This window comes from Delftia sp. NA_296.1, from assembly GCF_052692095.1.
In genome coordinates, this window is record NZ_JBQZGF010000007.1 from 39,455 (window position 1) to 61,811 (window position 22,357).

Genomic DNA, 22,357 nt, shown 5'->3' on the forward strand with positions numbered 1-22,357 from the left:
AAACGACAAGGTCAGACGGTGGCTTGGAAGCCGTGAAATCTGTCGAGCCCTTTTGTGCAACATGCATGCCATGTGCCGGTGGCAGGTCTGGATGGCCTAGGAATCTTCCTAAGATATTGATTTGTATGGTTTTTGTTATTGATCACAATGTCTCAGCAACGGTCTGTTACGGCACACGTTACGTAACGCCGCCCGGTCCGCTCCGTTACCTCGGAGCAGGCTTTGCGCCGTGTTTCATGGCCCTTGTCTCAAGGACCCATGCAGCGGGGCAAGGTGGCTTTCGCCTATAAAATCGCTGGCTTTTGGCTGCAGGCGCATATCGGCGTGTGCAAGAAGCCCAAAAGCGAACAGGCCCGTCTTCCAACTTTCATTGCGTAGAGAGCGCCCATATGCTGATTTCGTCCAGAGTTCCGTCGCGAGTGCCGGGTCGTACCTATTTGCGGATAGCCCGACCTGTGGCCATTGCCGCCTTCAGCCTGGGGGCCGCTTTGTGCGGGGCGTTTGCCCATGCGTCGCAGGAGGCGGTGGACGAGGTCTCCCGGCTGCTGGAGCAGGGCAAGGCGCCCCAGGCCGCCAAGCAGGCCGAGGCCTACCTCAAGCAGAACCCGGCCGATGTGCAGATGCGCTTTCTGCAGGGCGTGATCGCGGCGGAGCAGCGCCAGAACGCCCAGGCCATCAAGATCTTCACGGCGCTGACCCGTGATTACCCCAGCCTGCCCGAGCCCTACAACAACCTGGCCGTGCTGTACGCCGCCGAGGGCCAGGAGCGCAAGGCCTCGGAAGTGCTGGAGCAGGCCATTCGCACCAACCCCAGCTACGCCACGGCACATGAGAACCTGGGCGACCTGTATGCGCGCATGGCCAGCGATGCCTATGCCAAGGCCTTGCAGCTGGACGGGTCGCGCCAGGCCATCCAGCCCAAGCTGGCCCTGATCACGCAGATCTTCCCCAAGCAGGGCGGCGCCCAGGTCAAGACGGCCCAGGCCACGGCAACGGCAACGGCCGCCTCGACCAAGGTGGCCGATGCCAAGGCCGCCCAGGCTCGCGAAGCCGACGCCAAGCTGGCCGAGACCCGCGCCGCCGAAGCCAAGGCCGCAGAGGCCAAGGCTGCCGAATTCAAGGCCGCTGAAGTGAAGGCCGCCGATGTCAAGGCCGCCCAGGCCAAGGCGGCGGAAGCGAAGGCTGCAGAAGCCAAGGCTGCCGAGGCCAAGGCTGCAGAAGCCAAGCTGGCCCAGGCCAAGGCGGCGGAAGCCAAGGCGGCAGAGACCAAGCTGGCCCAGGAAAAGGCCGCTCAGGCAGCACAGGACAAGGCCCGCGCGGCCGAGGAAGCCAGGCAGGCAGCGGCCAAGGCCGCTGCTCCGGCCACCGCAGCAGCCGCCACCGCCGTGGCCGCCGCCGAGCCTGCCAAGGCAGCGCCTGCCGTCGATGAGAAGAAGGCCGCACAATCGGCTGCCGCGCAGGAAGTGGAAGCCGCCGTCAAGGCCTGGTCCACCGCATGGGCCGGCCAGGACATGGACCGCTACCTGGACGCCTACAGCGACCACTTCTCCCCGGCCGATGGCAGCAGCCTGGCCAAGTGGAAGGAACAGCGCCGCCAGCGCATCGTTGGCCGCACCGCCATCGTCGTCAATGTGCGCGACCTGAAGGTGACCGTGGATGGCGACAAGGCCACGGCCCAGTTCCGCCAGTACTACGCATCGGGCGCGCTCAAGACCACTACCCGCAAGACCCTGCGCATGCAGCGCGAAAAGGGACAATGGCGCATCACCCATGAAGGAACCGGCTCCTGATGCCTGAAAAAGCGCGTCCCCTGGCACTGCCACCCACCGGCCTGCTGCGCCTGCATGCGCGGGCCGCCGGGGTGGCCGTGCTGCTGGTCGCGCTGTCCGCGGTGTCCTTCAGCCCGGCAGCCCATGCCAGGCAGGCCAAGGCCAAGGCCTCCAAAACGGCAGCTGCCAAGCCTGTCTCCTCCAAGCCTGCCTCCGGCAAGGCGGGCGCAGCCAAGTTGCGCGCGGCATCGGGCAAGCCTGCCCTGGCCGCCGCTGCGGTGGCCACGGCGGGCGGTGCCGCTGCCGTGGCAGCCACCCATGCCAAGGCCGCCGCCCCCGCACAGCAAAGCCAGGCGGAGGCGCGCCTGCTGGCCATCATCCGCCAGGTGGAGCAGCGGGATCTGGACGGTGCGCTGAAGGCCGCCGGCGATCTCACCGCCGAGGTTCCCAATTTCCGTGCAGCCCAGCTGGTGTATGCCGACCTGCTGCGCTTCAAGACCGGTCGTGCCGGCGAGGTGCTGGCGGGCACGCCCGTCGCCGCCTCCTCCGCTCCCGGCCATCCGGGCCAGGGCGTGCTGGTGCGGCACAACCTGTCCGTGGGCAGTGTCGCGCGGCTGGAAGGCCCGGCCAGTCCCACGCAGGCCCAGCTGCAGGATCTGCAAAACGAACTCAAGCGCCGCCTGCAGGCCGACAGCGGCGCGCCGCCCGCGGGCTCCGTTCCGGGCGAGTTCCTGATGCTGGGCGCGTCGGTGCGGCATGCGATTGCCATCGACGCCAGCAAGTCACGGCTGTACCTGTTCGCCCATGAGGCGGGCGGGCTGCGGCTGGTGGGGGATTTCTATGTCTCCGTGGGCAAGCTGGGCACGGACAAATGGCAGGAAGGCGACCAGCGCACGCCGCTGGGCATCTACTTCGTGGGCCGCCACATCCCCGGACCCCGGCTGCCGGAGTTCTATGGCAAGGGTGCGCTCACGGTCAACTTTCCCAACGACTGGGACAAGGCCGTGGGCCGCTCGGGCAGCGGCATCTGGCTGCATGGCTCGCCGCCCGACCAGTTCTCGCGCGCGCCCGAGGCCAGCGATGGCTGCCTGGTGCTGGCCAACCCCGACCTCACCTTGCTCATGCAGACCGTGGACCGGCAGACGCCGGTGCTGATCCGCGAAAAGCTGCAGTGGGTGGCCCCCAAGGCCCAGGCCCAGCAGAAGGCGGCAGATGCCTTTGTGCGTGTCGTCGAGGAATGGAAGAGCGCCTGGGACGGGGCCGACCCGCGCAAGCTGGCCGCGCTCTACGCGCCGGACCTGCTGCAGTCGCCCGCCTCGCGCGCATCGCAGGAGCGGCTGGCCGCCTACCTGAACCGCCCCGGCGTGACGCTGCAGGACCTGTCCATCTATTCCTGGAAAGATGCCAAGGGAGAGATCCGCGTGGTCAACCTGCGCGCCAGCAGCAAGGCCTTCGCCGAAGGCCTGCCGCTGCGCCAGTACTGGCGCAAGACGGGCGGGCGCTGGCAGCTCTTTTCCGAAGACGTGATGGGCTGAACCGGGCCGAGTCCGGATGCTCCCGATAGCGTCCGATAGCGCCAGGCGGGGCCCGGCCGGCTCAGGTAGTCTCGTTCTTGCGGTTGCTGTCGAACCGGCGCTCCGCATCGAACAGATGCTGTATCAGCACATGCGAGGTCATGTTCACGCCGATCCCGCCAATCATGGCCGGTAGCAGGTACAGCGCCGTGGACAGCTCCGAGACGAAGATGGCGTTGTCCGACAGCGACGGCGTCTGCCGGGCCGCCGATGCCAGGCTCTGCAGCAGGTAGACATCCACCCCCGCCATGGCCACCAGGGCCAGCCCGAACAGCAGCACCGTGGTGCGCGAGATGCTGCGCTTGGCCAGCAGGGCCGCGTAGATGGCGCAGGGAAGAACGACCGAGAAAACCACCAGGCTCCAGAATCTGGCTTCGGTGAAGACGGTGGTGCTGATGCGCAGGGCGTTCATCGGTGCGGTCCTTTGGGCGCCCAATATGCCGTGCTTGCGTAAACGCCCGGTGAACGGCAGGCAAACCAGCGGTTCCACATGCAACCAGCCGCGCCTGGCAGCGGCAGCCGATTGCAGGAATCACAAGATCAGGTCTGCCGCACCAGGTAGGCGGGCAATTGCGTCTCAGGCAGCACGGCCAGCACCTTGAGCTGCAGCTGGGCGCGCTTGCGCGCCTGGGCCAGATAGTCCTGCAGCGCGTGTGCGGCCCGCTCGTACTCCCCCTCCCACAAGGCATCGACGATCTGCCGGCAGTTCTCCGTCAGCGGCGGGTTGGGCGATTGCGGAAACATGCGGCAGAAGGTGCTGTGGATCAGCCAGGGCATCTGGCACTGCTGCAGCATGCCCACCAGCTTGTCGTTGGGATGCCGGGCCAGGAAGTCGCCGTGCAGGTGCTGCTCGACTCGTTGTTCCAGGCGCTGCTCCAGGCGCAATGGTTCCTGCGTGTCCGGAACACCTGGCGCCGTCGCGCCTTGCAGGCCGTGGCGCAGGCTGGCGAGCATGTCCCTGTCCAAGCGCGGCCCGCTTTCGCGCAGCGCTGCGGGCGCCAGCAAGGCGAGCAGTTCGAAGTCCTGATTCACCGCGCGTGCCGTCAGCGCGGCCACACGCCAGGCGGCGTAGGTGCTTTTCTCCACCAGCCCTCTATCTACCAGCCGGCTCAGCACCTCGCGCAGGGCCACGCGGTTGACGTTGAAGTGGTCCATGGCGGCGCTCTCATCGATCTGAAAGCGCCCGAAGATCATGGCGATGGAGATGGACTGCTCCAGCTCGTCGTGGATGCGCTCGCTTTCCGATGGAATGTGGATCGTGGCCTGGCCCGCCTCCAGGCCCAGGGCCTGCGCGTCCAGTGTCAGGCGCTGGGGCTGCACGGCCTGCCCGGGCCGGGCGACCAGGTAGCCGCGTCCGTCGAAGGTGCTCAGCAGCCCTTCGGCATGCAGCAGCTCGAAGGCCTTGCGCACGGGAATGCGGCTGGTGCCGAAGACCTTGGCCACCGGCCCCTCCAGCAGCACCAGGCCGGGCGCCACCCGCTGCTCGACGATGGCCTGGCGCAGGCGCTGGCGTATCAGTTCATAGCGCAGCCGGCGCTCGGAATCGCCAGATTCGCCGCTCTCGCCGGTCTCTTCGTCCCGCGCAGTCTGCGTGGATGCTTGTGTGGCTCTTCTCATTCCTGCTTCATCTGCGTGTGCGTGTGCGTGTGCGTGTGCGTGTGCGTGTGCGTGTGCGTGTGCGTGTGCCGCCGCGGGCGGGGGCCGTCATCGGGCAGGACTATAAGGCGCGCGCACGGCGCAGCAGCGTGGCCCACTGGCGCACCAGGTAGTTGTGCTCGTCCATGACGGTGTTCCAGACGGCGATGCGGCCCAGGCGCTGCTCGTAGGAGCCGCCGTCGCGCACGCTGCCGCGCGGGATCACGAGCTGGCCGTCGGTGCCCTGCAGGTCTTCGGCGGCGGGCAGGCCGGCGTACCAGTAGTCCCATTCGCTGGCGCTCAGGTGCTCGCGCGTGCGCAGCGGGTTGGAGATGTAGTAGCCCTGCCGCGCCATCGCGGCACCGGGCCAGCCGGATTGCCACCAGTTCAAGTAGCGGTAGGCGGCATCCAGCGTGTCGCCCCTGGCCTGGCTGGAGATGCCCAGGCCGCCGTACCAGGCGCGGTAGCCTTCGCGCGGACAGGCCAGCCGGTAGTCCAGCCCCGCCGCGCGGTAGTGGCCCATGGCCGGCGACCAGTGGCTCTGGATGGCAACGCCTGCATCGATCATCAGCCGTGCCGCATCGGCGTAGTTGCCCCAGAAGCCCCGGAACTGCTCGGACTCCTGCCGCTGCAGCAGCACGGCCATCATCCGGTCGATTTCCTCCAGCCCCAGGTTGCTGATGTCGCCGAAACGCATGTCGCCGCTGGCCTGCAGGGCAAGGGCCGCGTCCAGCGCGCCGATGGCGGCATCGGCCTGCAGCGCAGCACGCCCTCGGCAGGCGGGGGAGACCAGCCAGGACCAGCTTTCCTCTGCCTGGTCGAACAGCGCGGGCAGGGCGGCGGGCAGGTAGACAAAGCTGTCGACGTTGTGCGTGAGCGGCAGCATTGAGATATGCGCGCTGGGCACATCGCTGACGCTGCCATCGGCCTGCACATACAGGCGCGTGACAGGATTGCAGCCCGCGCCAAAGGCCGCCTGCGGCGTGATGCGGCCGGTGCGGGGCAGGGCGTTGACCTCGTCCCAACAGGTCAGGCGCGCCGTGTCGATGGGCTGCAGGGTGCCGGTGGGCCACAGGAAATCCACGCTGTGGAACCACTGGTCGTACAGGTCGAAGCTGTCCTGGCGCATCACGGCCTGGCGCTGGGCGTCGAAGCCGTCCAGCACCTCGAAATGGATGCGTATGCCCAGGTCCTGCTGCGCACGCTGGCGCAGGGCTTCGGTCAGCGTCACCGAGGTGCCGAGGACACGCAGTTCGGGATCGTTCTTGCGCATGTTGCGGTCCTTGCCGTGGAGGTTCACGCAGTGTGGGGTGAGGGGCTTGCCGGGGTCTGGCTGCCATTGTCCTGCGAGTGGAGGCGGTAGAACGATTGGAACGATTGCCAGGAGGCCATGACCTGCTGCTCATCGAGCCCGGCCGTGATGAAGACCAGGCGAGAGCGCCTGTCCTCGCCCGGCCACTCGGGCAAATGCTCGGGGGCGTGCATGAGATGGCCCATGCCGTGCAGCGCCGTGGGCTGCCCCTGCGGCCAGCCATCCGCGGCCACGGCCACCAGTCCCTTCAGGCGCAGCAGCCGGTCGCCATGGCGGTGCAGCAGCATGGTCAGCCACAGGGTGAGCACGCACCAGTCCACCGGGCTGTCAAGTTCCAGGCAGAACGCCTGGGCGCCTGCGTGCAGACCCTGGCCCTGGCCCTGGCGCTGGCCCGTGCGGCCGCGCGGCGTGCCGGCAATGGCGCGTGCCAGCCAATCGGTTTGCAGGGCATGGGATTCCTGCATCTGCCAGGCAGGCGGTACCGCTGCGCCAGGGCCGCAGGTGACGATGCTGGCCAGGGGATTGATCTGCGCCAGTCGTGCACGCTGTGCCTCGGCCTGCTGTGGCGTGGCCAGGTCGGTCTTGCTCAGGTACAGCCGGTCGGCCGCCGCGACCTGGGCCAGCCATTCGGGGCGCCGGGACTGTTGCCACGGGGCATGCAGTGCATCGACCACGGTGGAGATGAAGGCCGGCCTGAAGATCTGGCGCAGCTGCGCATCGCCGATCAGGGTGGCGATCACGGGGCCGGGCGCGGCCAGCCCCGTGGTCTCCATCAGCACCCTTTGAAAAGGCGGCAGCTCGCCGCGCAGGCGGCGCTGGTGCAGGCGCCACAAAGCGTCCTTGAGTTCGCCGCGTATGGCGCAGCAGACGCAGCCGTTGTCCAGCAGCACCGTGTCGGCGTCTATGCGGCCCACCAGCAGATGGTCCAGCCCCACGGCGCCGAATTCGTTGATGAGCACTGCAGTCTCGCCCGCGGGCGAGTCCTGCAGCCACTGCCTGAGCAGCGTGGTCTTGCCGCTGCCCAGAAAGCCCGTGAGCACGCCCACGGGCAGCCGCTCGCCGTGGTGGTCCGTCAGGCCGCTCATGGCACCTGCTCCCTGTGTTCCTGTGATGGTGCACGCACTTGTGCCTGCCCTTGTGCCTGCGCCGGCTGCCACGGCATGGCCAGCGGATCCAGGGCTCGGCCCAGCATCTGCTCGGCGGCGGGCCACAGCGCGCCGAAATCGGCAATCAGCACGCTGGCCCCCGTGGGGCCGGCCAGCACATAGGACTGGCCATGGAAATCGCTGAGCCGCAGCCGCCACAGCGCCAGCAGCCGGTTGGCGCGCGCAATCTGAATCAGCCGCTGGCGGCGCCCGGCCGATCCGGCCGGCGCCTGGCTCCAGTGGCCGGAGGCCTGCAGCAAACCGCACATTCCACACATGACAGAAACCCTTTCGGTTGCGAATGGAGCCGCCTGCGAAACTGGCGCAGCCAAAGAGCAGAGACACCGAGGAAGGGCCTATGCCGGCCGCGCCGCCCCGCACCGAGGGTGTCGCCGGCTGCCCGTACGCCCCCCTCCGAAGAGAGGGGGAAGGCGCGAAGCGACTCAGGGGGTGCTTCTTTTCACGGCATGACATCGCCGGAGTTGGGGCCCAGCGTCTGTCCCACATACAGATTGCCACCGGGATCGGAGGCCAGCAGCACGGCCGTGGGCGCCACCTCGTCGGCGCGGCCGAAGCGGCCCAGCGGCAGGCTGGCCTCCTTGGCGCGCTTCCAGTCCGCGCTGATGCCATCGACCAGCGGCGTGGCGATGGGGCCGGGGGCAATGGCGTTGACCAGGACGTTGTCGGGTGCCACTTCCAGCGCCAGCGACTTGGTGAAGCCGATCACGCCGGCCTTGGCCGCCGCATAGTGGCTCAGTTCCACGCCGCCCTTGATGCCCAGCTGCGAGGCAATGTTGATGATGCGGCCCCAGCGCTGGGCCTGCATGTGCGGCACCGCGCGCCGCGCGCACAGGAAGACGCTGCGCAGGTCCACGCGCAGCATCTCGTCCCACATCGCGGTGGACATGTCGGCGCAGCGCGACTGGGTGAGCATGCCGGCGTTGTTCACCAGAATGTCGATGCCGCCGAAGGCCTGCACGCAGCGGTCGATGATGCGGTGGGCCGTGGACTCGTCGCCCACGTCGCCGATGACGGTTTCGGCCTGCGCGCCCAGAGCGCGGCAGCGCTGTGCCACGCTGTCGGCGCGGGCGGCATCGATGTCGGCCAGCAACAGCTGCGCGCCGGCCTGCGCATAGGCCAGGGCGATGGCCTCGCCGATGCCGCTGCCGGCGCCTGTCACGACGGCGCGGCGGCCGTCCAGGGGCTTGGAGGTGTTCATGTCGGATGTCCTCAACTGGGCCAGCGCACGGTCAGGCCGCCGTCGGCAATGATGGATTGGCCGGTGATGTAGGAGGCCTCGTCGCTGGTCAGGAAGCGGATCAGGGCGGCGATTTCGCGGGCCTGCCCCACGCGTCCCAGCGGGATGCCCCTGGCCGCCTGCGCCAGGCCCTCCGGCCCCAGCGAGTTGACCGGGTCCAGCGATTGCGGCGTCTCGATCAGGCCGGGGACCACGGCATTGCAGCGTATGCCGCGCGGTGCCAGCTCCATGGCCACGGCGCGGCACAGCCCGGGCACGCCTGCCTTGGCGGCTGCATAGTGGGCATGCTGCTCCCAGCCGTAGACGCCGCCTGCAATGGAGGAGACGGCCACCATGGCCCCGCCTGCAGCCATGTGGCGCGCACTGGCCCGGAAGGTGCGCATCACTCCGCCCAGGTCGATGTTGATGACCTCCAGCCACTGCGCATCGCTCATCTCGACCAGGGCCGCCTGGCGCAGCAAACCCGCATTGGCGACGGCGAAGTCCAGCCGGCCGAAGCGGTCCACTGCGACCCGGGCCAGGTGCTCGACCTGTTCGGCATCGCCCACATCGACCGCCTCCATGACGCACCGCCCGCCCGCGCGTTCGACGAGTTCCAGGGTCTGGCCGGGATCGTGCGGATCCCGGGGGTAGTAGCTGCCGGCCACGGCAATGCCTGCCTGCGCATAGGCCAGGGCCAGCGCCTGGCCGATGCCGCTGGCGGCGCCCGTGACGAGGGCCACCTTGTTGCTGGGGGTGTCCGGGTTCATGTCGGCCTCACTTCACGGTCTCGGGATCGACATGGGGCGCCAGAAACATCAGCAGGCCCGAGGCCGCGCAGGGAATGGCGCCCCAGTACAGCGCCGCCTGCACCCAGTCCGAGCCTTGCGACAGCGTCCAGGTCACGCCAAAGCCTGCCGCGATGGCGCCCACCTGGCCCATGGCGTTGACGAAGGAGCTGGCCGTGGCACGGATGTGGCTGGGAAAGCTCTCGCCGATCAGGAACAGGGCGGCTGCATAGGGGCCGATCAGGAAGAACAGCCCCAGCGAGTACAGCGGCACGATGCGCCAGAAGTCGCCCGAGGGCGCGTTCAGCATGAGAGCGAAGGCCAGGCCACCCAGCATCCAGCCGATGGCCACGGCGTTGCGCCGGCCTATGCGGTCACCGAGCCAGCCATGGAAGACATAGCCCAGAAAGCCCGCGAGATTGGAGATGATGAGCACCTGCAGCGCGCTGGAGAAATCCACGCCCTTGCCCGGCGTGCCGCCCGCGCCGCCCAGCACCGAGGTGCCCAGCACCGCGAAGATCACGATGGCGAACCAGTTCAGGAAAAAGCCCAGGGCCAGCGACAGCGTGGGCCGCAGCGAGGCACCGCGGAACATGGCCGACAGGCCGGTGTGCTGCTCCTGCTGTGGGCTGGCGCCATGCTCCTGCGCCAGGCGCATGGCCTCTGCCTCGCGCCCGGCGCGGCGCAGATCGGCCACGCGCCGCGCGGTCAGGAACTGGGGTGTTTCCACCAGCCGTCGGCCCAGCACGGCGATCACCAGGGCCGGGAACATGGCGAACACGAAGGACAGCGCCCAGCCGCCGCCCTGGCCGAACCAGCGCTCGCCCAGCGGATACAGCAGGGCCACCAGCACGGCCGTGAGCACGGCGCCCACGGGCCAGCCGCCCTGCACCAGCGAGTAGATGAAGCCGCGCCGCCGCAGCGAGGCCGGGTCGGTATAGACCAGGGAGAACAGCTCGCTCAGGTAGGTGGCGTTGATGCTTTGCTCGGCATAGCCCAGGCCCGCCAGCGAGCGCACCACGATCAGCAGCACGAAGCCCAGGCCCGCCGACAGCCCGATCACCCAGCCGGCCAGCGCCGTCAGGCCCGAGCACAGCGCGGCGCCTGCCACGGCGATGATGATGCCCTTGCGCCGGCCCAGCCGGTCGGCGATGGGGCCGATGGCAAAGGCCACGATCACCGTGCCCAGCGTCACCCAGGTGTTCAGCCGCGCCTGCTGCTCGGCGCTCCACTGGAAGTGCTCGCCCAGTTGCGGCAGCAGGGTGCCGAAGAGGATGAAGTCGTAGACGGCAAAGACCCAGGCGAAAAAGCAGACCCAGGTGGCGTAGCTGACCTGCCTGCGCGTCACGGTAGGCGCGGTCCAGGGGGCATCGATCCCGGCCGGGGCCGGATGGCCGGCGCCTGGGGCGTCGGAGGCAATGGCGGAGGTATTCATGGTGTCCTCGCTGAGGTGGGATGCGGCATCAACGCGGCTGGCGGCGCAGGAAGTCGTCGGCGATCTGGTCGCACGTCATGAAGCGCACGCCCTCATGCGACTGGAAATGCTCGATCAGGCGCTCCAGCATCAGCAGCACCTGGGGGCGGCCGGAGACATCGGGGTGGATGGTGATGGGGAAGACCGCGTAGTCGTGCTCGCGGTAGACCCAGTCGAACTGGTCGCGCCACATCTGCTCTATGTCGCGCGGATTGACGAAGCCGTGGCTGTTGGGCGACTTCTTGATGAACATCATGGGCGGCAGGTCGTCCAGATACCAGTTGGCGGGGATCTCGACCAGCCGTGTCTCCTTGCCGCGCACCAGGGGCTTCATCCAGGTGTCCGGATGCTTGCTGTAGTCGATGCGCGTCCACTGGTCGCCCACGCGCACGTAGTACGGGTGGAAGTCGTTGTGCATCAGGCTGTGGTCGTACTTGATGCCTTTCTTGAGCAGCAGCTCGTTGGTGACCGGGCTGAATTCCCACCACGGAGCAACGTAGCCCGTGGGCGCGCGGCCGGCCAGCCGCGTGATGACTTCGATGCTGCGGTCCAGCACGGCCTCTTCCTGCTCGGGCGTCATGGCAATCGGGTTCTCATGGCTGTAGCCGTGGATGCCGATTTCGTGGCCCGCGTCCACCACGGCCTTCATCTGCTCGGGAAAGGTCTCGGCAGAGTGGCCCGGAATGAACCAGGTCGTCTTCAGGCCGTATTTGTGGAACAGCTTGAGCAGCCGCAGCGAGCCGACCTCGCCCGCGAACATGCCGCGCGAGATGTCGTCGGGAGAGTCCTCCCCGCCATACGAACCGAGCCAGCCGCCGACGGCATCGACGTCCACGCCAAACGTGATCTGGATTTCCTTGCTCATGTCATGCACTCCTATCAATGGGAACGGTGGAGGGGGAAAGAACCTGTTCGACGCTCAGCGCAATGCGCAGCAGCTGGTCGTCATCGCCCCGGGGGCGCATGAGCTGCAGGCCCGTGGGCAGAAACGCAGGCCTGCCGTCCAGGCCGGGAATGCGCTGCACGCCGCTGGGCAGGGCCACGGCCGGCGTGTCCAGGTAGCTGCCGGGCATGGTCAGCCGCAGCGTGGCGAGGTTGGTTTCGGCAAACAGCCTGTCGTCGTCCAGCAGCGGCAGCAGCAGGGGGGCGCTGTGGCCCGTGGTGGGCAGCACCAGGGTGGCATCGCCCAGCTCCTGCGCAAACAAGGCCATCAGTGGTGCGCGCTGGGCGATCAATGTCCGGTAGCTGTCAGGACTCAGATGCCTGGCCGCCTCCAGGCGCTGGCGCACGCGCGGGTCCATGCGTGCGGCCTGATCGGCATCGTCCAGGCGCGCGCGGTGGGTGGCAAAGGCTTCATGGGCGCCCAGCCAGCCATGGCGCCGGGTCAGCGTCCGTACGGCGCGCAGGCTGCGCAGCGTGCGGCGCTCCACGCGGGCACCCCGGGTCTCCAGCAAGGCCAGGGAGGACAGGAGGTTGTTGCGCACGGGAGCTTGCACGCGGTCGTCATCCAGCAGGCTGAGGTCCGTGCAGAACACCTGATTGCGCAGGTCCGCGGCGGGGGATGCGTTCGCATGGCCGTCGTCGGTCAGCCCGCGCAGCACGCGGTCCAGCGCCATGCAGTCGGCCACGCTCAGGGCCAGCGGCCCCAGGGTGTCCAGGGACGGCGCCAGCGCAAACACGCCCTGCAGGCAATAGCGCCCCCTGCTGGCGCGATAGCCCACCAGCCCGTTGAAGGCGGCGGGAATGCGCACGGACCCCGCCGTGTCCGTGCCCATGGCCAGCGGCCCGCACCCCAGGGCCACGGCCAGCGCAGCGCCGCTGGACGAGCCCCCGGGCGCCCGGTCGTGGCCTCCCTCATGTGCAAACACCGGCGTGCCGAAGCAGGGATTGAGCCCCAGGCCCGAGTAGGCGAACTCACTGAGATTGGTCTTGCCCAGGCAGACCATGCCGGCCGCTGCGGCACGCGCCACCACGGCGGCGTCGGCCCGGGCTGGCGCGGCCGACTGCAGCAGGGCCGAGGCTGCCGTGGTCGGCGTGCCGCGCACGTCGAACAAGTCCTTCCAGCTGATGGGGATGCCGTCCAGCGGCCCCAGCGGCCGGCCCGAGCGCCAGCGCTCGGTGGACTGCCGGGCCTCTTCGAGCGCGCGGTCCGCCGTGATGCGCGTGAACACGGACTGGCTTGCGCAGGCCACCCGCAGGCAGTGCTCGGTGGCTTGCATGGGCGTCAGCGTGCCGGCTGCATACGCCGCATGCAGTTCGGAGGCCGAGGGAGGCGCCGTCTGGCAGCCATTGGTTTTCATTGAATTTGAATGTTGATGTCAAAGTTCATTTTTTGATTCTAGTGAGCGCCTGCATCCCGCGTCCGGGTGGTTACCCGGGGGATGTGGCGCTGTTGATGGGGGGAGAAAGCTGCGTGCGCGGCCCTAGCGACCCTGGCGATCCTTGTGGTCCGCCTCGCCGGATTTCCAGTAGCCCTTGGTGCTCAGCTGGGTGCGGGCGATGCCACGGTCCAGGAAGTGCATCTTCAACGTGCGCATGGCGCCGGACTCGCCGGCCATCCACAGATAGCCGGTGCCCAGCGGCAGCGGCCGGTACATGAGCCGCTGGCACAGCCTCTGGCCGGGCTGGCCTGGCGCAGCGGTGATCCACTCGGTGCGCCAGTTGGCGGCGCTGTCCATGGGTTGGCATTCGCCGTCGTCGACGATTTCCACATAGGCCTTGACCCGGGCGGAGGCCGGCAGACTCGCGGCGATGGACTGCATGGCCGGCAGGGCCGAGGCATCGCCCGCCAGCATCATCCAATCGGTGTCGGCTGGTGGAGCGAAGCCGCCACTGCGTGGGCCGGCAATGGCCACCTGCTCGCCCACGCGGGCCTGGGCGGCCCAGCGGGAGGCGGGGCTGTCGCCGCCAGCTGAGGTGTTGTTCTCATGCTTGGCATTGAACGCATCGCCATGCAGCACCAGGTCAATGTCCAGCGTGCCGGCCTGGCGGTCCACGCTGCGCAGCGTATAGGCCCGACCTTCGCCGGACGGCAGGAACAGCTTGACCCAGGCGGCGGGCGCATCCGCTGCGGGCGCTCGCGAGAAGGCGGCAATCTGCTCGCCGCCCAGCGTGATGCGGCGCATGCGCGGGGTGATGGACTGCACGTTCACCACGGTGCCCAGGGCGCGCTGCGTGCCGGCGGGGGTGTGAAGCGGCTCAGCCATGGGAGGCTCCCCGGGCTGCGTTCACGCGCAGCAGCAGGGCCACGGCAATGGACAGGGCCACGCTCACGGCGGCGGCGAAATACACGTCTCCGACGCCCGTGACACTGGCCAGCAGCCCGGCGGCGGGAGCCGTCAATCCCATGGACAGGTCGAAGAAGGCCACATAGGCGCCCATGGCCGCACCGCGCGCCTGGGGTGGCGCACGGCGGACGGCTTCCACGCCGAAGGCCGGGAAGGCCAGCGAATAGCCGAAGCCGGTGAGTGCGGCTCCCGCGTAGGCCCAGGCCGCATCGCCGCCGCCCCAGATCAGCAGCAGGCCCGCTGCCTCCAGCGGAATGCTGGCCAGCGCCACCCGCACGCCGCCCAGCTTGTCAGGCAGATGGCCGAAGAACAAACGCGCCCCGATGAAGGCCAGGCCGAAGGCCGTAAAGGCCAGCGAGGCCGCGCCCCACCCGCGCGACGCGAACAGCAGCGCCGCAAAAGTGGTGATCACGCCAAAGCCCGCGCTGGACAGGGCCAGCCCCAGGCCGGGCAGCCACACCGTGCCCAGCACCTTGTAGAACGGCGTGCGGCGCTGGGCCGCAGCCGGCGTGGCGCGCAGGCCCCAGACCATGGCCAGGGCGGCCAGCGGCAGCACGATGGTGGCCACGGCAATGCCCGAGAAGCCCCAGGCAGCCTGCACTGCCACGCCGGCCGGCGCGCCCGCCGCATAGGCGCCGTACATGGCAATGCCCACCCAGGCCATCACCTTGCCAGCATGTTGCGGGCCGATCATTCCCATCCCCCAGCTCAGGGCGCCTGTGATGATCAGGCTCTCGGCGCAGCCCAGCAGCACGCGGCCGGCGGCCAGCACCCAGACTGCGGCCTGTCCGCCCTCGAAGGCGCGGGACATCAGGTAGGCCACGCCCGAAGCGGCGGCCAGCAACATACCCAGCACCATGGCACGCCTGGCGCCGCGCGTGTCGGCCAGAGAGCCGGCCCAGGCCCGCGACAGCAGGGCCGCCGCGAACTGGCAGCCCATCACCGTGCCCACGCCCAGCGTGCCCAGTCCCAGGGTCTGGCTCAGGTGCAGGGGCAGCACGGGCATGGGCATGCCCAGGCAGAGAAAGCTGACGAAGACCGCCAGCGTCAGCGGCAGCAGCCGCGCAAATGCGTTCACCGGCGGCGACGCGGCCGCGGATGGCGAAATTCCGGAAGACATGTGCATTCCCTTTCAAATACGAGTAAAAACTCAGATCACATGTCCAGGAGAATATGAGCCATGGCTCGCATTGAAAACTCGCATTCGCAGGCGGCGCAGCGGCAGCTGCCCCAGCCCCGCAAGCAGCCACGGCAGGCGCGTTCCCTTGCCACGGTCGAGGCCATTCTGGAGGCCGCGGCTCGCGTTCTTGCAGAACGCGGCTACGCCGCCACCAACACCAATCTGGTGGCCGAGCGCGCAGGTGTGAGCGTGGGTTCGCTCTACCAGTACTTTCCCAACAAGGACTCGCTGATCACGGCCTTGCACGAGCGCCACGCCGCGCAGATGTACGCGGCCATTGCCGCCGTGCTTGCGGCAGAGCGGCCGCAGGGCCTGCAAGGCCATGTGCAGGCCATGGTCCGGGCGCTGCTGGCGGCGCACCGGGTCGAGCCCGATCTGCACCGGGTGCTGGAAAAGGAGTTCCCCTTCTTCGACGCGCCGCGCGAGCAAAGCGCGGCGGACGGCGGCATCTTCCGCCAGGTGCGCCAGCTCCTGGAGCTGCACCGCAGTCAGCTCGCCCACCGCGATCTGGACCTGGCCACCTGGATGCTGCTGCAGACCATGGAGTCCCTGGTGCATGCCGCCGTCATCGATCCGCCGGCCATGTTCACCCCCCAGGCCCTGGAGGATGGCATCGTGCAGGTGCTGATGGGGTATCTGCGAGCGCCTGCCCTGGGTTGAGGATGCGAAGCGCGATTTGGTCGCCAGGTCCTCAGGGTGCGAAAGCCTCTTCAGCCCCGAAGGCAGGCTGCCCGCAAATATGACCCGGATTCTGCTGTCTTCCTCCGGCGCAAGAAAAAGCACGGAGCCAATGAGCCAGATATCGCCATCTGCTCAGAAAATCCCCAAGCCCTGATCTGAAAACACACTGCACGCTCATGCCCAAAAAGTCCTACAGCGAGTACCTGCTCGAACAGCATCCCGAACTGCACGGGCTGTTCCCGTATTACGAATCGCTTGGTATGGCCGAGCCCGTGCTATGGGCTCTGAGCGAAAGCCGCGGAGAGCCCACCGTGGCAATGGCGGCACTGGTTCACGGGTTGTGCAGCGAGGTATCGGCTGCCGGAGACAGCCGCTGGCTGGAGCAGTTGCACCAAGGAGATCTGAACGTCAACGAAGGCCCGTTGCTCAGCGATGCGCAGCAGGCGCTGGGCCGCCTGCGCGCGTTGGGCATTGCCGACGACTTGCTGATGCCCCTTGCGAGCGGCACAGGTGCATGCTGTCAATGACATCGCAGCCATGATCGACATGGGGCCGCAGATCTCCTGTCTGCCTTTGCCGCAAGGCAGGCAAGCGCACTGGCAGTTGTTCGATGTGGACGTCGAAGACGGCGAAACCCCGGGCAAGGGTTTGAGCGGCTTTGCCATCGATGTGCGGCACGTGCTGGTTCGCTAGTGCCCGGCCCGGCCATCACCCTGTTCAGCTTGGGACGCAGCTGCCCGCATCTTCCTCCGGCGGGGTGACACGCCAGAAAAGGGAGGGAAATCCTTCGCCCACCGGCTGATGGCCGGGCGGCTGCGATGCCGCCAGCTGCAGATGCAGCACGCCGCAGGCATCCACCATGTGCTGGGAAATCCAGGGGCTGATGTCCATGCGGCCATCGATCAGCACCAGTGGCTTTTCGCGCAGCTTCAGGGCCAGGGCCTTGGCCTCGGCCGTGGGGCCTGCGATCACGCGGATATCGCCGCCCAGCGCTTCGCGCGCGGGTTCGGCAAGCGCCTGGCTCAAGGCCTTTGAATCGAAGTTTCTCCAGTGCCGGCTGTTAAGCCGCAGTTCACTGCGCGCCGAGGTCATCTGGGCCACGAGCAGCAAGGCCAGTTGAAGCGCCACGAAGCACTTGATGGCGGTGGTGATCGATATGCGCGACGCGTGCAGCCTGGCACCGGCCAGCTCCATGGCGACGGGAACGGCCAGCAGCAGAAAGGGCGTGCCCCAGTGCAGCTGCAGCGACGAGCCCGCAAAGATGCCGATGGCGCACGTCAGCACGATGGGCGTGAGGCCAAAGCACAGGATCAGCGCGCGCGATGCATCGGCTGTCCCGGGGCGCTGCGGTGTGTCCTGCGGCGCACGGCGGCTGCGGCGGTGCAGGGCCATCACCAGTCCCAGCAGCACCCAGGCGAGCAATGCACGGTTGAGCAGCTGGTCGGCCAGCCAGTGCAGCGTATTGAGCAGTCTTGCGCCACCGCCCAGGCTGGCGCCCAGCGAGGATTCGGTGGCATAGCGGATGGGCCCGAAGTCGTTCAGGAAAAGCCAGTACAGGTGCGGCGAGATGATGGCCAGCGAGATGGCTGCCGCCAGCACCAGGCCGATCATGTGGACCCGCTCGCGCCAGGCGCCTGACGCCAGCCAGAACAGGAATACCGCCACGGCGGCCAGGATCATCTGGTACTTGGCCAGTGCGCCCAGCCCCAGGCAGCAGCCCAGGGCGGCCCACCAGCGCAGCTGCCTGCTGCCCACCGCACGCCACACTAGCAGGGCGCTGGCCGCGAAGAAGGGCATCAGCACCACTTCATGGTTGAAGAAGTGCATCCGCTCGTTGTAGTAGGTGATGCACATGGCCGCCAACAGGGCCAGCGTGGCGTAGCGGCTGCCGCGCAAGTCATTCAGCAGCTTCCAGAAAAGGAACAGGCCCGCCAGCGTGAAAAGCGCGCCGGTGGCGTAGCTGGTGCGCGCAGACAGGCCGAACAAATGGACCGGCACCGAAAGCAGCCAGGTCGGCAGGGGCGGATGCTTGTAGTAGCCCCATTCCAGGCTGTGCACCCAGGTCAGCTGTTCGAGGTTGTCCTTGGGTGCGGTGAGGCTGGAGCTGTCGATCTGCAGCAGCCAGGCCACGGCAAAGACCAGCAGGCCGATGGCGATCTTGAGTGCGAGTGAAAGCGACGGAGCGGCCAGGGCCAGCGGAGCGCTTCGCGTGATCGTGCTCGCTGCTTGAGAGGGGACGGGATGGGTCATAGGAAATGCCTGCGGCGATGACAAGTGCGCTGGCACAGGGGGAATTCCCAGGAAGGCGGTCGAACGGGAGCTTCAGCGTTGGCTACGGACTCTTGGCTTACGCGAGGCGCTATGAGTCCGGCAGAATATGTCTGCCTGGTCAATACAATGTAAAGATTGTATGAAGATACTGTGGAGACGGCGACTGCGGATCAGGCGCCGGCCGGCTCGCCGAAGTCGTGGACTGCCGCGCGCAGCAGCAGCGTCGACAGGCGTTCCGCGGCGGGCGTCAGAGGCAGCGCAGCACGCGTGACCTGCACGATGTCGGGCGCCATCAGACTCTCGCGCACGGCAATGGGCTCCAGTACACCGTTGAAGAGGGGCGTATCGGCCCACTGGCGCGGCAAGAAGGCGAGGGCGTCACTGCTGGCCAGCAGCGCCAGCAGGGCCATCAACGATTCGGCGACCGTCACCACGCGCGGGCTGCGCAGGCCGAGCGCGGAGAACTGCTCCTCGAACTCTTCCTCGCGGCGCTCGCGCAGGCCGGTGACGATCCAGTCCGCCTCCAGCAGCGCCTGCAGGCTGCCGGCGGTGCGCAGCGGATGGCCGCGGCGGGTCAGCACGACACGCTCGTTGCGGTGAACCAGGGCCACCTGGTAGCTGGCGCTCAATTGCCTCTCGGGCCGAGGGCCCAGATAGAAGTCCAGCCGGCCGTCGCGCAGCGCCGGCTCGACGGCCGGAAACAGACCTTCGACGAAACGCAGGTGCACATCCGGCCAGTCGCGCCGGAACTGGGCATAGGCGCGGGCCAGCAGCGACAGCACGGGCGCGCTGGACAGAGCGACGGCGACATGGCCCTGCATTTCGCCGCGCGCCTGGGCGGCCTCCTCGCTGCCGCGACGCAGCTCCTCGAGCGCGGCCTGCGCGCGCAGCAGGAATCGCTCGCCCGCCACGGTCAGCGATACCCCGCGCGCATGGCGCTGGAACAGCGCCACGCCGAGCTCGGCTTCCAGCTCGCGCACGCTGCGCGTCAGTGCCGGCTGGGTCAGGCCCAGGCTGCGGGCGGCGCTGCGCAGGCTGCGTGCCCGGGCAACGGCGACGAAATTGCGAAGGTGATGAAGTTTGGGCATCGGTCGGAGCGTGTTTATGCCCGTTTCCGAGCGCGCCAAGGCCAGGGGATTTCCCGCAGGGGCCGTGCATGCGGGCTCCGCCGCGCCTGAGCCGCCGCAGAACGCTCCAGTGATAACAGCCATGCATCGCTGAGGCGTTTCTGCCCTCTGCCGCAGCCGGCCTGCCAGACCTAGCATGCCCTCCATAACGTCGGCACAGCCCGGCGACCCCATAGGAGACAAGCAGCATGAGCATTAGGAAATGGGCCGGCGCCTGTGCGCTGGCAACCCTGGCGGCGGGCTCCGTCGCCGCGCAGACGGCCGCCGGCGGCACGGTGCGCATCACCAGTGCCTTTCCCGCGGGCAGCGGCCCCGACGTGGTGGCCCGGCTGGTCGCCGACAAGCTCTCGGCGCAATGGAGGCAGCCGGTCGTCGTCGACCCCCGGCCGGGTGGGGCCGGCGTGGTGGCCATCAATGCGATGAAGAACGCGCCGCCCACGGGCAACGACCTGGTGGTGGTGGACGTAGGCCACTTGTCCATCAATCCGCTGGTCTTGCGCAAGCTGGCCTATGACCCGCAAAGCGAGCTGACGCCGGTGGCGCTGCTCTACAAGACCGCCTTCTTCGTCGTGGTCGGCGCGCAAAGCCCCTTCCACAGCCTGGCCGAACTGATGGCGGCGGCGCGGCGCAAGCCCGGCATGACCTATGGCTCCAATGCGGTGGGCGGGCCGCTGCATCTGGGCGCGGCCCGGGCCGCGACCGCCATGGGTGTCGAAATGATGCATGTCCCCTACAAGGAGACTTCGCAGCTGTACGCCTCCGTGTCGACGGGCGAGGTGGACTGGGCTTACGGCAGCATTGCGACGTCCGGCCCCCTGCAGCAGGCTGGCAAGCTGCGCTTTCTTGCCGTGGCGGACAGCCAGCGTTCCCCGGCGCTGCCCGATGTGCCGACCGTGCAGGAAGCCGGTGGCCCGGCCGGCATCGATGCGCTGACCTGGGTCGCGCTCATGGCGCCCAAGGGCACGCCGCCGGCCGTCGCCGAGCGCATCAACGAGGCGGTGAACCGGGCCCTGTCCGCGCCTGACGTCAGGGATCGCCTGGCCGGTTTCGGCTTCTTCACCAGCATCGGCCCCGCAAGGCAGGTCGCCGAGCTCATGCAGGCCGACCGCGAGCGCTATGCCGAAGTGCTGCGCCGCGTCAAGGTGACCGTCGATTGAGCCCCGGGGAGACGCCATGAAGACCGAAGTTGCGATCATCGGAGGAGGGCCCGCGGGTCTGATGCTGGCCATCGAGCTGGGCTGCAGGGACATACCGTGCGTGCTGATCGAGGAGCGCAGCGGGCCCCCGACGCTGCCCAAGGCCAATGCCACCTCGTCCCGGACCATGGAGCATTACCGCCGCCGGGGCTTTGCCGACCAGGTGCGCAGGCTGGGGCTGCCGCCCTCTCACCCCCAGGACGTCGTCTATTGCACGCGGCTCACGGGGCCCGAGCTGGCGCGCTTTCGCATTCCCTCGGCCGAGGAGGCCGCCTCGGGCACGGCCTATGGCGACTACGGGGAACAGGCCTGGCCGACGCCCGAGCTGCCGCATCGGGCGCAGCAGATGTTCATCGAGCCCGTGCTCAGGGCGCAGGCCGAACGCCATGCCAGCGCCGTGCTGCGTTTTGGCCTGAGGGCCGAGGCGGTGCAGGACACCGGTTGCGCAGTGCAGATCGAATGCCGCGAGCCGGACACGGGCCGTACCGAGTTGCTGCAGGCCGCCTATGTGGTCGGCTGCGACGGGCCGCGCAGCCTGGTCCGCCAGGCCATGGGCGTCGTCTACGCAGGCCATGGCAGCGAGCGGCGGGACTTCCTGGGCGGCCAGATGATGTCCATCTACTTCCGCGCTCCCGGTCTGTACGGGCTGATCGGCAAGCCCAGGGCCTGGCAGTACTGGGCCGTCGGTCCCGGGCAGCGCGGCCTGCTGTGCGCCATCGACGGCGTGGACCGGTTCGTGCTGATCGTGCAACTGCCCCAAGGCACCCAGCCTGCCGATTTCCATCCGCAGCAGGCGCTGCAGGCCGTCGTCGGCCGGCCTTTTGCGCACGAGCTGATCGCGCTGACCCCCTGGAACGCGGGCTATGCCCTGGTGGCCGAGCGCCTGCGGCACGGCAGGATGTTCATCGCCGGCGATGCGGCGCACCTGTTCACGCCCACGGGCGGCATGGGCTACAACACCAGCGTGGACGACGTCGTGAACCTGGGCTGGAAGCTGGCGGCGGCCATCCAGGGGGCGGCCGGCCCGGCGCTGCTGGACAGCTATGAGGCCGAGCGGCGGCCGATCGCCCAGCGCAACACCAGTTTTGCACGCAGCATGGCCGACAGCATCGGATGCCTGCCGGTCACGGCCGCAGTGGAGCAGGAGGGGCCTGCGGGCGACGGCGCCCGCCATGCGCTCGGGCAGGCACTTTCGGAGCATGTGGCACGCGAGTTCAACATCCCGGGGCTGCAACTGGGCCTGCGCTATGCCGACAGCCCCGTCGTCGCCCGGGAGTTGGCCGAGCCCCCGCCGGACGAGCCCAACCGCTACCTGCCCGGCGGCTATCCCGGCACGCGCGCTCCGCATGTGGCAACGGGGCCGGACCGGTCCCTGCTCGATGAGTTCGGACGCGATTTCACACTGCTTGCATTCGGCCCGGACGGGCTGGAGCCCTGGAGGCAGGCTGCTGCGCAATACGGCATCCGGCTGGATGTGGTGAGGGGCGAAGACGGGCAGACGCGTGCGCTGTATGGCGCCGACCGTGTCCTGATCCGCCCGGACCACCACATCGCCTGGCGCGGCGACGGTGCGGCGCAGCCGACCGAGGTCATGGCGCTGGCGCTGGGCCATCGCAGCCCGCCGGTGGGGCCCGGCTAGCCCCGGCCCATCCGGCCGCCTGCTCCCCGGGCCGTCCGGCCT

Annotated in this window: 21 protein-coding genes; 7 read left to right on the forward strand and 14 right to left on the reverse strand. The window is 68.5% G+C overall.

What is annotated here, in order from left to right; genetic code table 11:
- Positions 1 to 455: 455 nt before the first annotated feature.
- Complete coding sequence (locus ACUTR7_RS18005) at positions 456 to 1,790, forward strand: L,D-transpeptidase Cds6 family protein (RefSeq protein WP_445609460.1); 1,335 nt, start codon at positions 456 to 458, stop codon at positions 1,788 to 1,790.
- Positions 1,790 to 3,304 carry a L,D-transpeptidase family protein gene (locus ACUTR7_RS18010; protein WP_445609461.1) on the forward strand — a complete coding sequence of 505 codons (1,515 nt, stop codon included), beginning with the start codon at positions 1,790 to 1,792 and terminating at the stop codon, positions 3,302 to 3,304. The genes ACUTR7_RS18005 and ACUTR7_RS18010 overlap by 1 nt, the downstream gene beginning before the upstream one ends.
- A gap of 61 nt (positions 3,305 to 3,365) precedes the next feature.
- Here ACUTR7_RS18010 and ACUTR7_RS18015 read toward each other — a convergent pair whose 3' ends face one another.
- The 12 genes from ACUTR7_RS18015 to ACUTR7_RS18070 all read right to left on the reverse strand — a co-directional run bounded on the left by ACUTR7_RS18015 (position 3,366) and on the right by ACUTR7_RS18070 (position 15,341).
- A complete protein-coding gene (locus tag ACUTR7_RS18015; RefSeq protein ID WP_013803741.1) occupies positions 3,366 to 3,755 on the reverse strand; it encodes a hypothetical protein in 390 nt (129 codons plus the stop codon).
- Positions 3,756 to 3,883: 128 nt separating this feature from the next.
- Complete coding sequence (locus tag ACUTR7_RS18020; protein WP_445609462.1) at positions 3,884 to 4,960, reverse strand: GntR family transcriptional regulator; 1,077 nt, start codon at positions 4,958 to 4,960, stop codon at positions 3,884 to 3,886.
- A gap of 100 nt (positions 4,961 to 5,060) precedes the next feature.
- A complete protein-coding gene (locus tag ACUTR7_RS18025) occupies positions 5,061 to 6,251 on the reverse strand; it encodes an ABC transporter substrate-binding protein (RefSeq protein WP_063327984.1) in 1,191 nt (396 codons plus the stop codon).
- A 23-nt stretch (positions 6,252 to 6,274) separates the two neighbouring features.
- On the reverse strand, positions 6,275 to 7,375 hold the full coding sequence (locus tag ACUTR7_RS18030) for a CobW family GTP-binding protein (RefSeq protein ID WP_445609463.1): 1,101 nt from the start codon (positions 7,373 to 7,375) through the stop codon (positions 6,275 to 6,277).
- Positions 7,372 to 7,704 carry a hypothetical protein gene (locus ACUTR7_RS18035; RefSeq protein WP_232245326.1) on the reverse strand — a complete coding sequence of 111 codons (333 nt, stop codon included), beginning with the start codon at positions 7,702 to 7,704 and terminating at the stop codon, positions 7,372 to 7,374. The genes ACUTR7_RS18030 and ACUTR7_RS18035 overlap by 4 nt, the downstream gene beginning before the upstream one ends.
- 191 nt (positions 7,705 to 7,895) lie before the next feature.
- Entirely contained in the window at positions 7,896 to 8,654 is a 759-nt protein-coding gene (locus ACUTR7_RS18040) for an SDR family NAD(P)-dependent oxidoreductase (protein ID WP_013803736.1), read from the reverse strand.
- A gap of 11 nt (positions 8,655 to 8,665) precedes the next feature.
- Positions 8,666 to 9,442 (reverse strand): SDR family NAD(P)-dependent oxidoreductase, encoded by a 777-nt coding sequence (locus ACUTR7_RS18045; RefSeq protein ID WP_445609464.1) that lies wholly within the window; start codon positions 9,440 to 9,442, stop codon positions 8,666 to 8,668.
- A 7-nt stretch (positions 9,443 to 9,449) separates the two neighbouring features.
- Complete coding sequence (locus ACUTR7_RS18050; RefSeq protein WP_071954630.1) at positions 9,450 to 10,895, reverse strand: MFS transporter; 1,446 nt, start codon at positions 10,893 to 10,895, stop codon at positions 9,450 to 9,452.
- Positions 10,896 to 10,923: 28 nt separating this feature from the next.
- Complete coding sequence (locus ACUTR7_RS18055) at positions 10,924 to 11,799, reverse strand: polysaccharide deacetylase family protein (RefSeq protein ID WP_013803733.1); 876 nt, start codon at positions 11,797 to 11,799, stop codon at positions 10,924 to 10,926.
- A gap of 1 nt (position 11,800) precedes the next feature.
- Positions 11,801 to 13,234, reverse strand: coding sequence for an amidase (locus ACUTR7_RS18060; RefSeq protein WP_445609465.1), 1,434 nt, complete (start codon positions 13,232 to 13,234; stop codon positions 11,801 to 11,803).
- A gap of 123 nt (positions 13,235 to 13,357) precedes the next feature.
- The gene (locus ACUTR7_RS18065) at positions 13,358 to 14,140 is read right to left on the reverse strand and encodes a siderophore-interacting protein (RefSeq protein WP_071954632.1); all 783 of its coding nucleotides are present in this window, start codon (positions 14,138 to 14,140) and stop codon (positions 13,358 to 13,360) included.
- Complete coding sequence (locus ACUTR7_RS18070) at positions 14,133 to 15,341, reverse strand: arabinose transporter (RefSeq protein WP_099751208.1); 1,209 nt, start codon at positions 15,339 to 15,341, stop codon at positions 14,133 to 14,135. Before ACUTR7_RS18070 ends, ACUTR7_RS18065 begins: the two co-directional genes overlap by 8 nt.
- A gap of 60 nt (positions 15,342 to 15,401) precedes the next feature.
- On the opposite strand from ACUTR7_RS18070, the gene ACUTR7_RS18075 reads away from it, so the two are divergent.
- The 3 genes from ACUTR7_RS18075 (at position 15,402) to ACUTR7_RS18085 (ending at position 16,775) form a co-directional block, all read left to right on the forward strand.
- The gene (locus ACUTR7_RS18075) at positions 15,402 to 16,061 is read left to right on the forward strand and encodes a TetR/AcrR family transcriptional regulator (RefSeq protein ID WP_349614264.1); all 660 of its coding nucleotides are present in this window, start codon (positions 15,402 to 15,404) and stop codon (positions 16,059 to 16,061) included.
- A 197-nt stretch (positions 16,062 to 16,258) separates the two neighbouring features.
- A complete protein-coding gene (locus ACUTR7_RS18080) occupies positions 16,259 to 16,609 on the forward strand; it encodes a hypothetical protein (RefSeq protein WP_445609466.1) in 351 nt (116 codons plus the stop codon).
- Positions 16,610 to 16,619: 10 nt separating this feature from the next.
- Positions 16,620 to 16,775 carry a hypothetical protein gene (locus ACUTR7_RS18085; protein WP_445609467.1) on the forward strand — a complete coding sequence of 52 codons (156 nt, stop codon included), beginning with the start codon at positions 16,620 to 16,622 and terminating at the stop codon, positions 16,773 to 16,775.
- Positions 16,776 to 16,799: 24 nt separating this feature from the next.
- Here ACUTR7_RS18085 and ACUTR7_RS18090 read toward each other — a convergent pair whose 3' ends face one another.
- Positions 16,800 to 18,332, reverse strand: a complete 1,533-nt coding sequence (locus tag ACUTR7_RS18090; protein ID WP_445609468.1) for a glycosyltransferase family 39 protein — start codon at positions 18,330 to 18,332, stop codon at positions 16,800 to 16,802.
- Positions 18,333 to 18,523: 191 nt separating this feature from the next.
- Positions 18,524 to 19,441: a LysR substrate-binding domain-containing protein gene (locus ACUTR7_RS18095; protein ID WP_445609469.1), complete on the reverse strand. Its 918-nt coding sequence runs from the start codon at positions 19,439 to 19,441 to the stop codon at positions 18,524 to 18,526.
- Between the two features lie 227 nt (positions 19,442 to 19,668).
- Between ACUTR7_RS18095 and ACUTR7_RS18100 the strand changes: the two genes are divergently transcribed.
- On the forward strand, positions 19,669 to 20,637 hold the full coding sequence (locus tag ACUTR7_RS18100; RefSeq protein WP_445609470.1) for a Bug family tripartite tricarboxylate transporter substrate binding protein: 969 nt from the start codon (positions 19,669 to 19,671) through the stop codon (positions 20,635 to 20,637).
- A gap of 16 nt (positions 20,638 to 20,653) precedes the next feature.
- A complete protein-coding gene (locus ACUTR7_RS18105) occupies positions 20,654 to 22,315 on the forward strand; it encodes an FAD-dependent monooxygenase (protein ID WP_445609471.1) in 1,662 nt (553 codons plus the stop codon).
- The last annotated feature ends 42 nt before the right edge of the window (positions 22,316 to 22,357 follow it).

Excerpts from the sequence above, each read along its gene's own strand:
- ACUTR7_RS18010 (WP_445609461.1), top strand. The coding sequence starts at position 1,790 with ATGCCTGAAAAAGCGCGTCCCCTGGCACTGCCACCCACCGGCCTGCTG.
- ACUTR7_RS18015 (WP_013803741.1), bottom strand. The coding sequence starts at position 3,755 with ATGAACGCCCTGCGCATCAGCACCACCGTCTTCACCGAAGCCAGATTC.
- ACUTR7_RS18020 (WP_445609462.1), bottom strand. The coding sequence starts at position 4,960 with ATGAGAAGAGCCACACAAGCATCCACGCAGACTGCGCGGGACGAAGAG.
- ACUTR7_RS18025 (WP_063327984.1), bottom strand. The coding sequence starts at position 6,251 with ATGCGCAAGAACGATCCCGAACTGCGTGTCCTCGGCACCTCGGTGACG.
- ACUTR7_RS18030 (WP_445609463.1), bottom strand. The coding sequence starts at position 7,375 with ATGAGCGGCCTGACGGACCACCACGGCGAGCGGCTGCCCGTGGGCGTG.
- ACUTR7_RS18035 (WP_232245326.1), bottom strand. The coding sequence starts at position 7,704 with ATGTGCGGTTTGCTGCAGGCCTCCGGCCACTGGAGCCAGGCGCCGGCC.
- ACUTR7_RS18040 (WP_013803736.1), bottom strand. The coding sequence starts at position 8,654 with ATGAACACCTCCAAGCCCCTGGACGGCCGCCGCGCCGTCGTGACAGGC.
- ACUTR7_RS18045 (WP_445609464.1), bottom strand. The coding sequence starts at position 9,442 with ATGAACCCGGACACCCCCAGCAACAAGGTGGCCCTCGTCACGGGCGCC.
- ACUTR7_RS18050 (WP_071954630.1), bottom strand. The coding sequence starts at position 10,895 with ATGAATACCTCCGCCATTGCCTCCGACGCCCCAGGCGCCGGCCATCCG.
- ACUTR7_RS18055 (WP_013803733.1), bottom strand. The coding sequence starts at position 11,799 with ATGAGCAAGGAAATCCAGATCACGTTTGGCGTGGACGTCGATGCCGTC.
- ACUTR7_RS18060 (WP_445609465.1), bottom strand. The coding sequence starts at position 13,234 with ATGAAAACCAATGGCTGCCAGACGGCGCCTCCCTCGGCCTCCGAACTG.
- ACUTR7_RS18065 (WP_071954632.1), bottom strand. The coding sequence starts at position 14,140 with ATGGCTGAGCCGCTTCACACCCCCGCCGGCACGCAGCGCGCCCTGGGC.
- ACUTR7_RS18070 (WP_099751208.1), bottom strand. The coding sequence starts at position 15,341 with ATGTCTTCCGGAATTTCGCCATCCGCGGCCGCGTCGCCGCCGGTGAAC.
- ACUTR7_RS18075 (WP_349614264.1), top strand. The coding sequence starts at position 15,402 with ATGGCTCGCATTGAAAACTCGCATTCGCAGGCGGCGCAGCGGCAGCTG.
- ACUTR7_RS18080 (WP_445609466.1), top strand. The coding sequence starts at position 16,259 with ATGCCCAAAAAGTCCTACAGCGAGTACCTGCTCGAACAGCATCCCGAA.
- ACUTR7_RS18085 (WP_445609467.1), top strand. The coding sequence starts at position 16,620 with ATGATCGACATGGGGCCGCAGATCTCCTGTCTGCCTTTGCCGCAAGGC.
- ACUTR7_RS18090 (WP_445609468.1), bottom strand. The coding sequence starts at position 18,332 with ATGACCCATCCCGTCCCCTCTCAAGCAGCGAGCACGATCACGCGAAGC.
- ACUTR7_RS18095 (WP_445609469.1), bottom strand. The coding sequence starts at position 19,441 with ATGCCCAAACTTCATCACCTTCGCAATTTCGTCGCCGTTGCCCGGGCA.
- ACUTR7_RS18100 (WP_445609470.1), top strand. The coding sequence starts at position 19,669 with ATGAGCATTAGGAAATGGGCCGGCGCCTGTGCGCTGGCAACCCTGGCG.
- ACUTR7_RS18105 (WP_445609471.1), top strand. The coding sequence starts at position 20,654 with ATGAAGACCGAAGTTGCGATCATCGGAGGAGGGCCCGCGGGTCTGATG.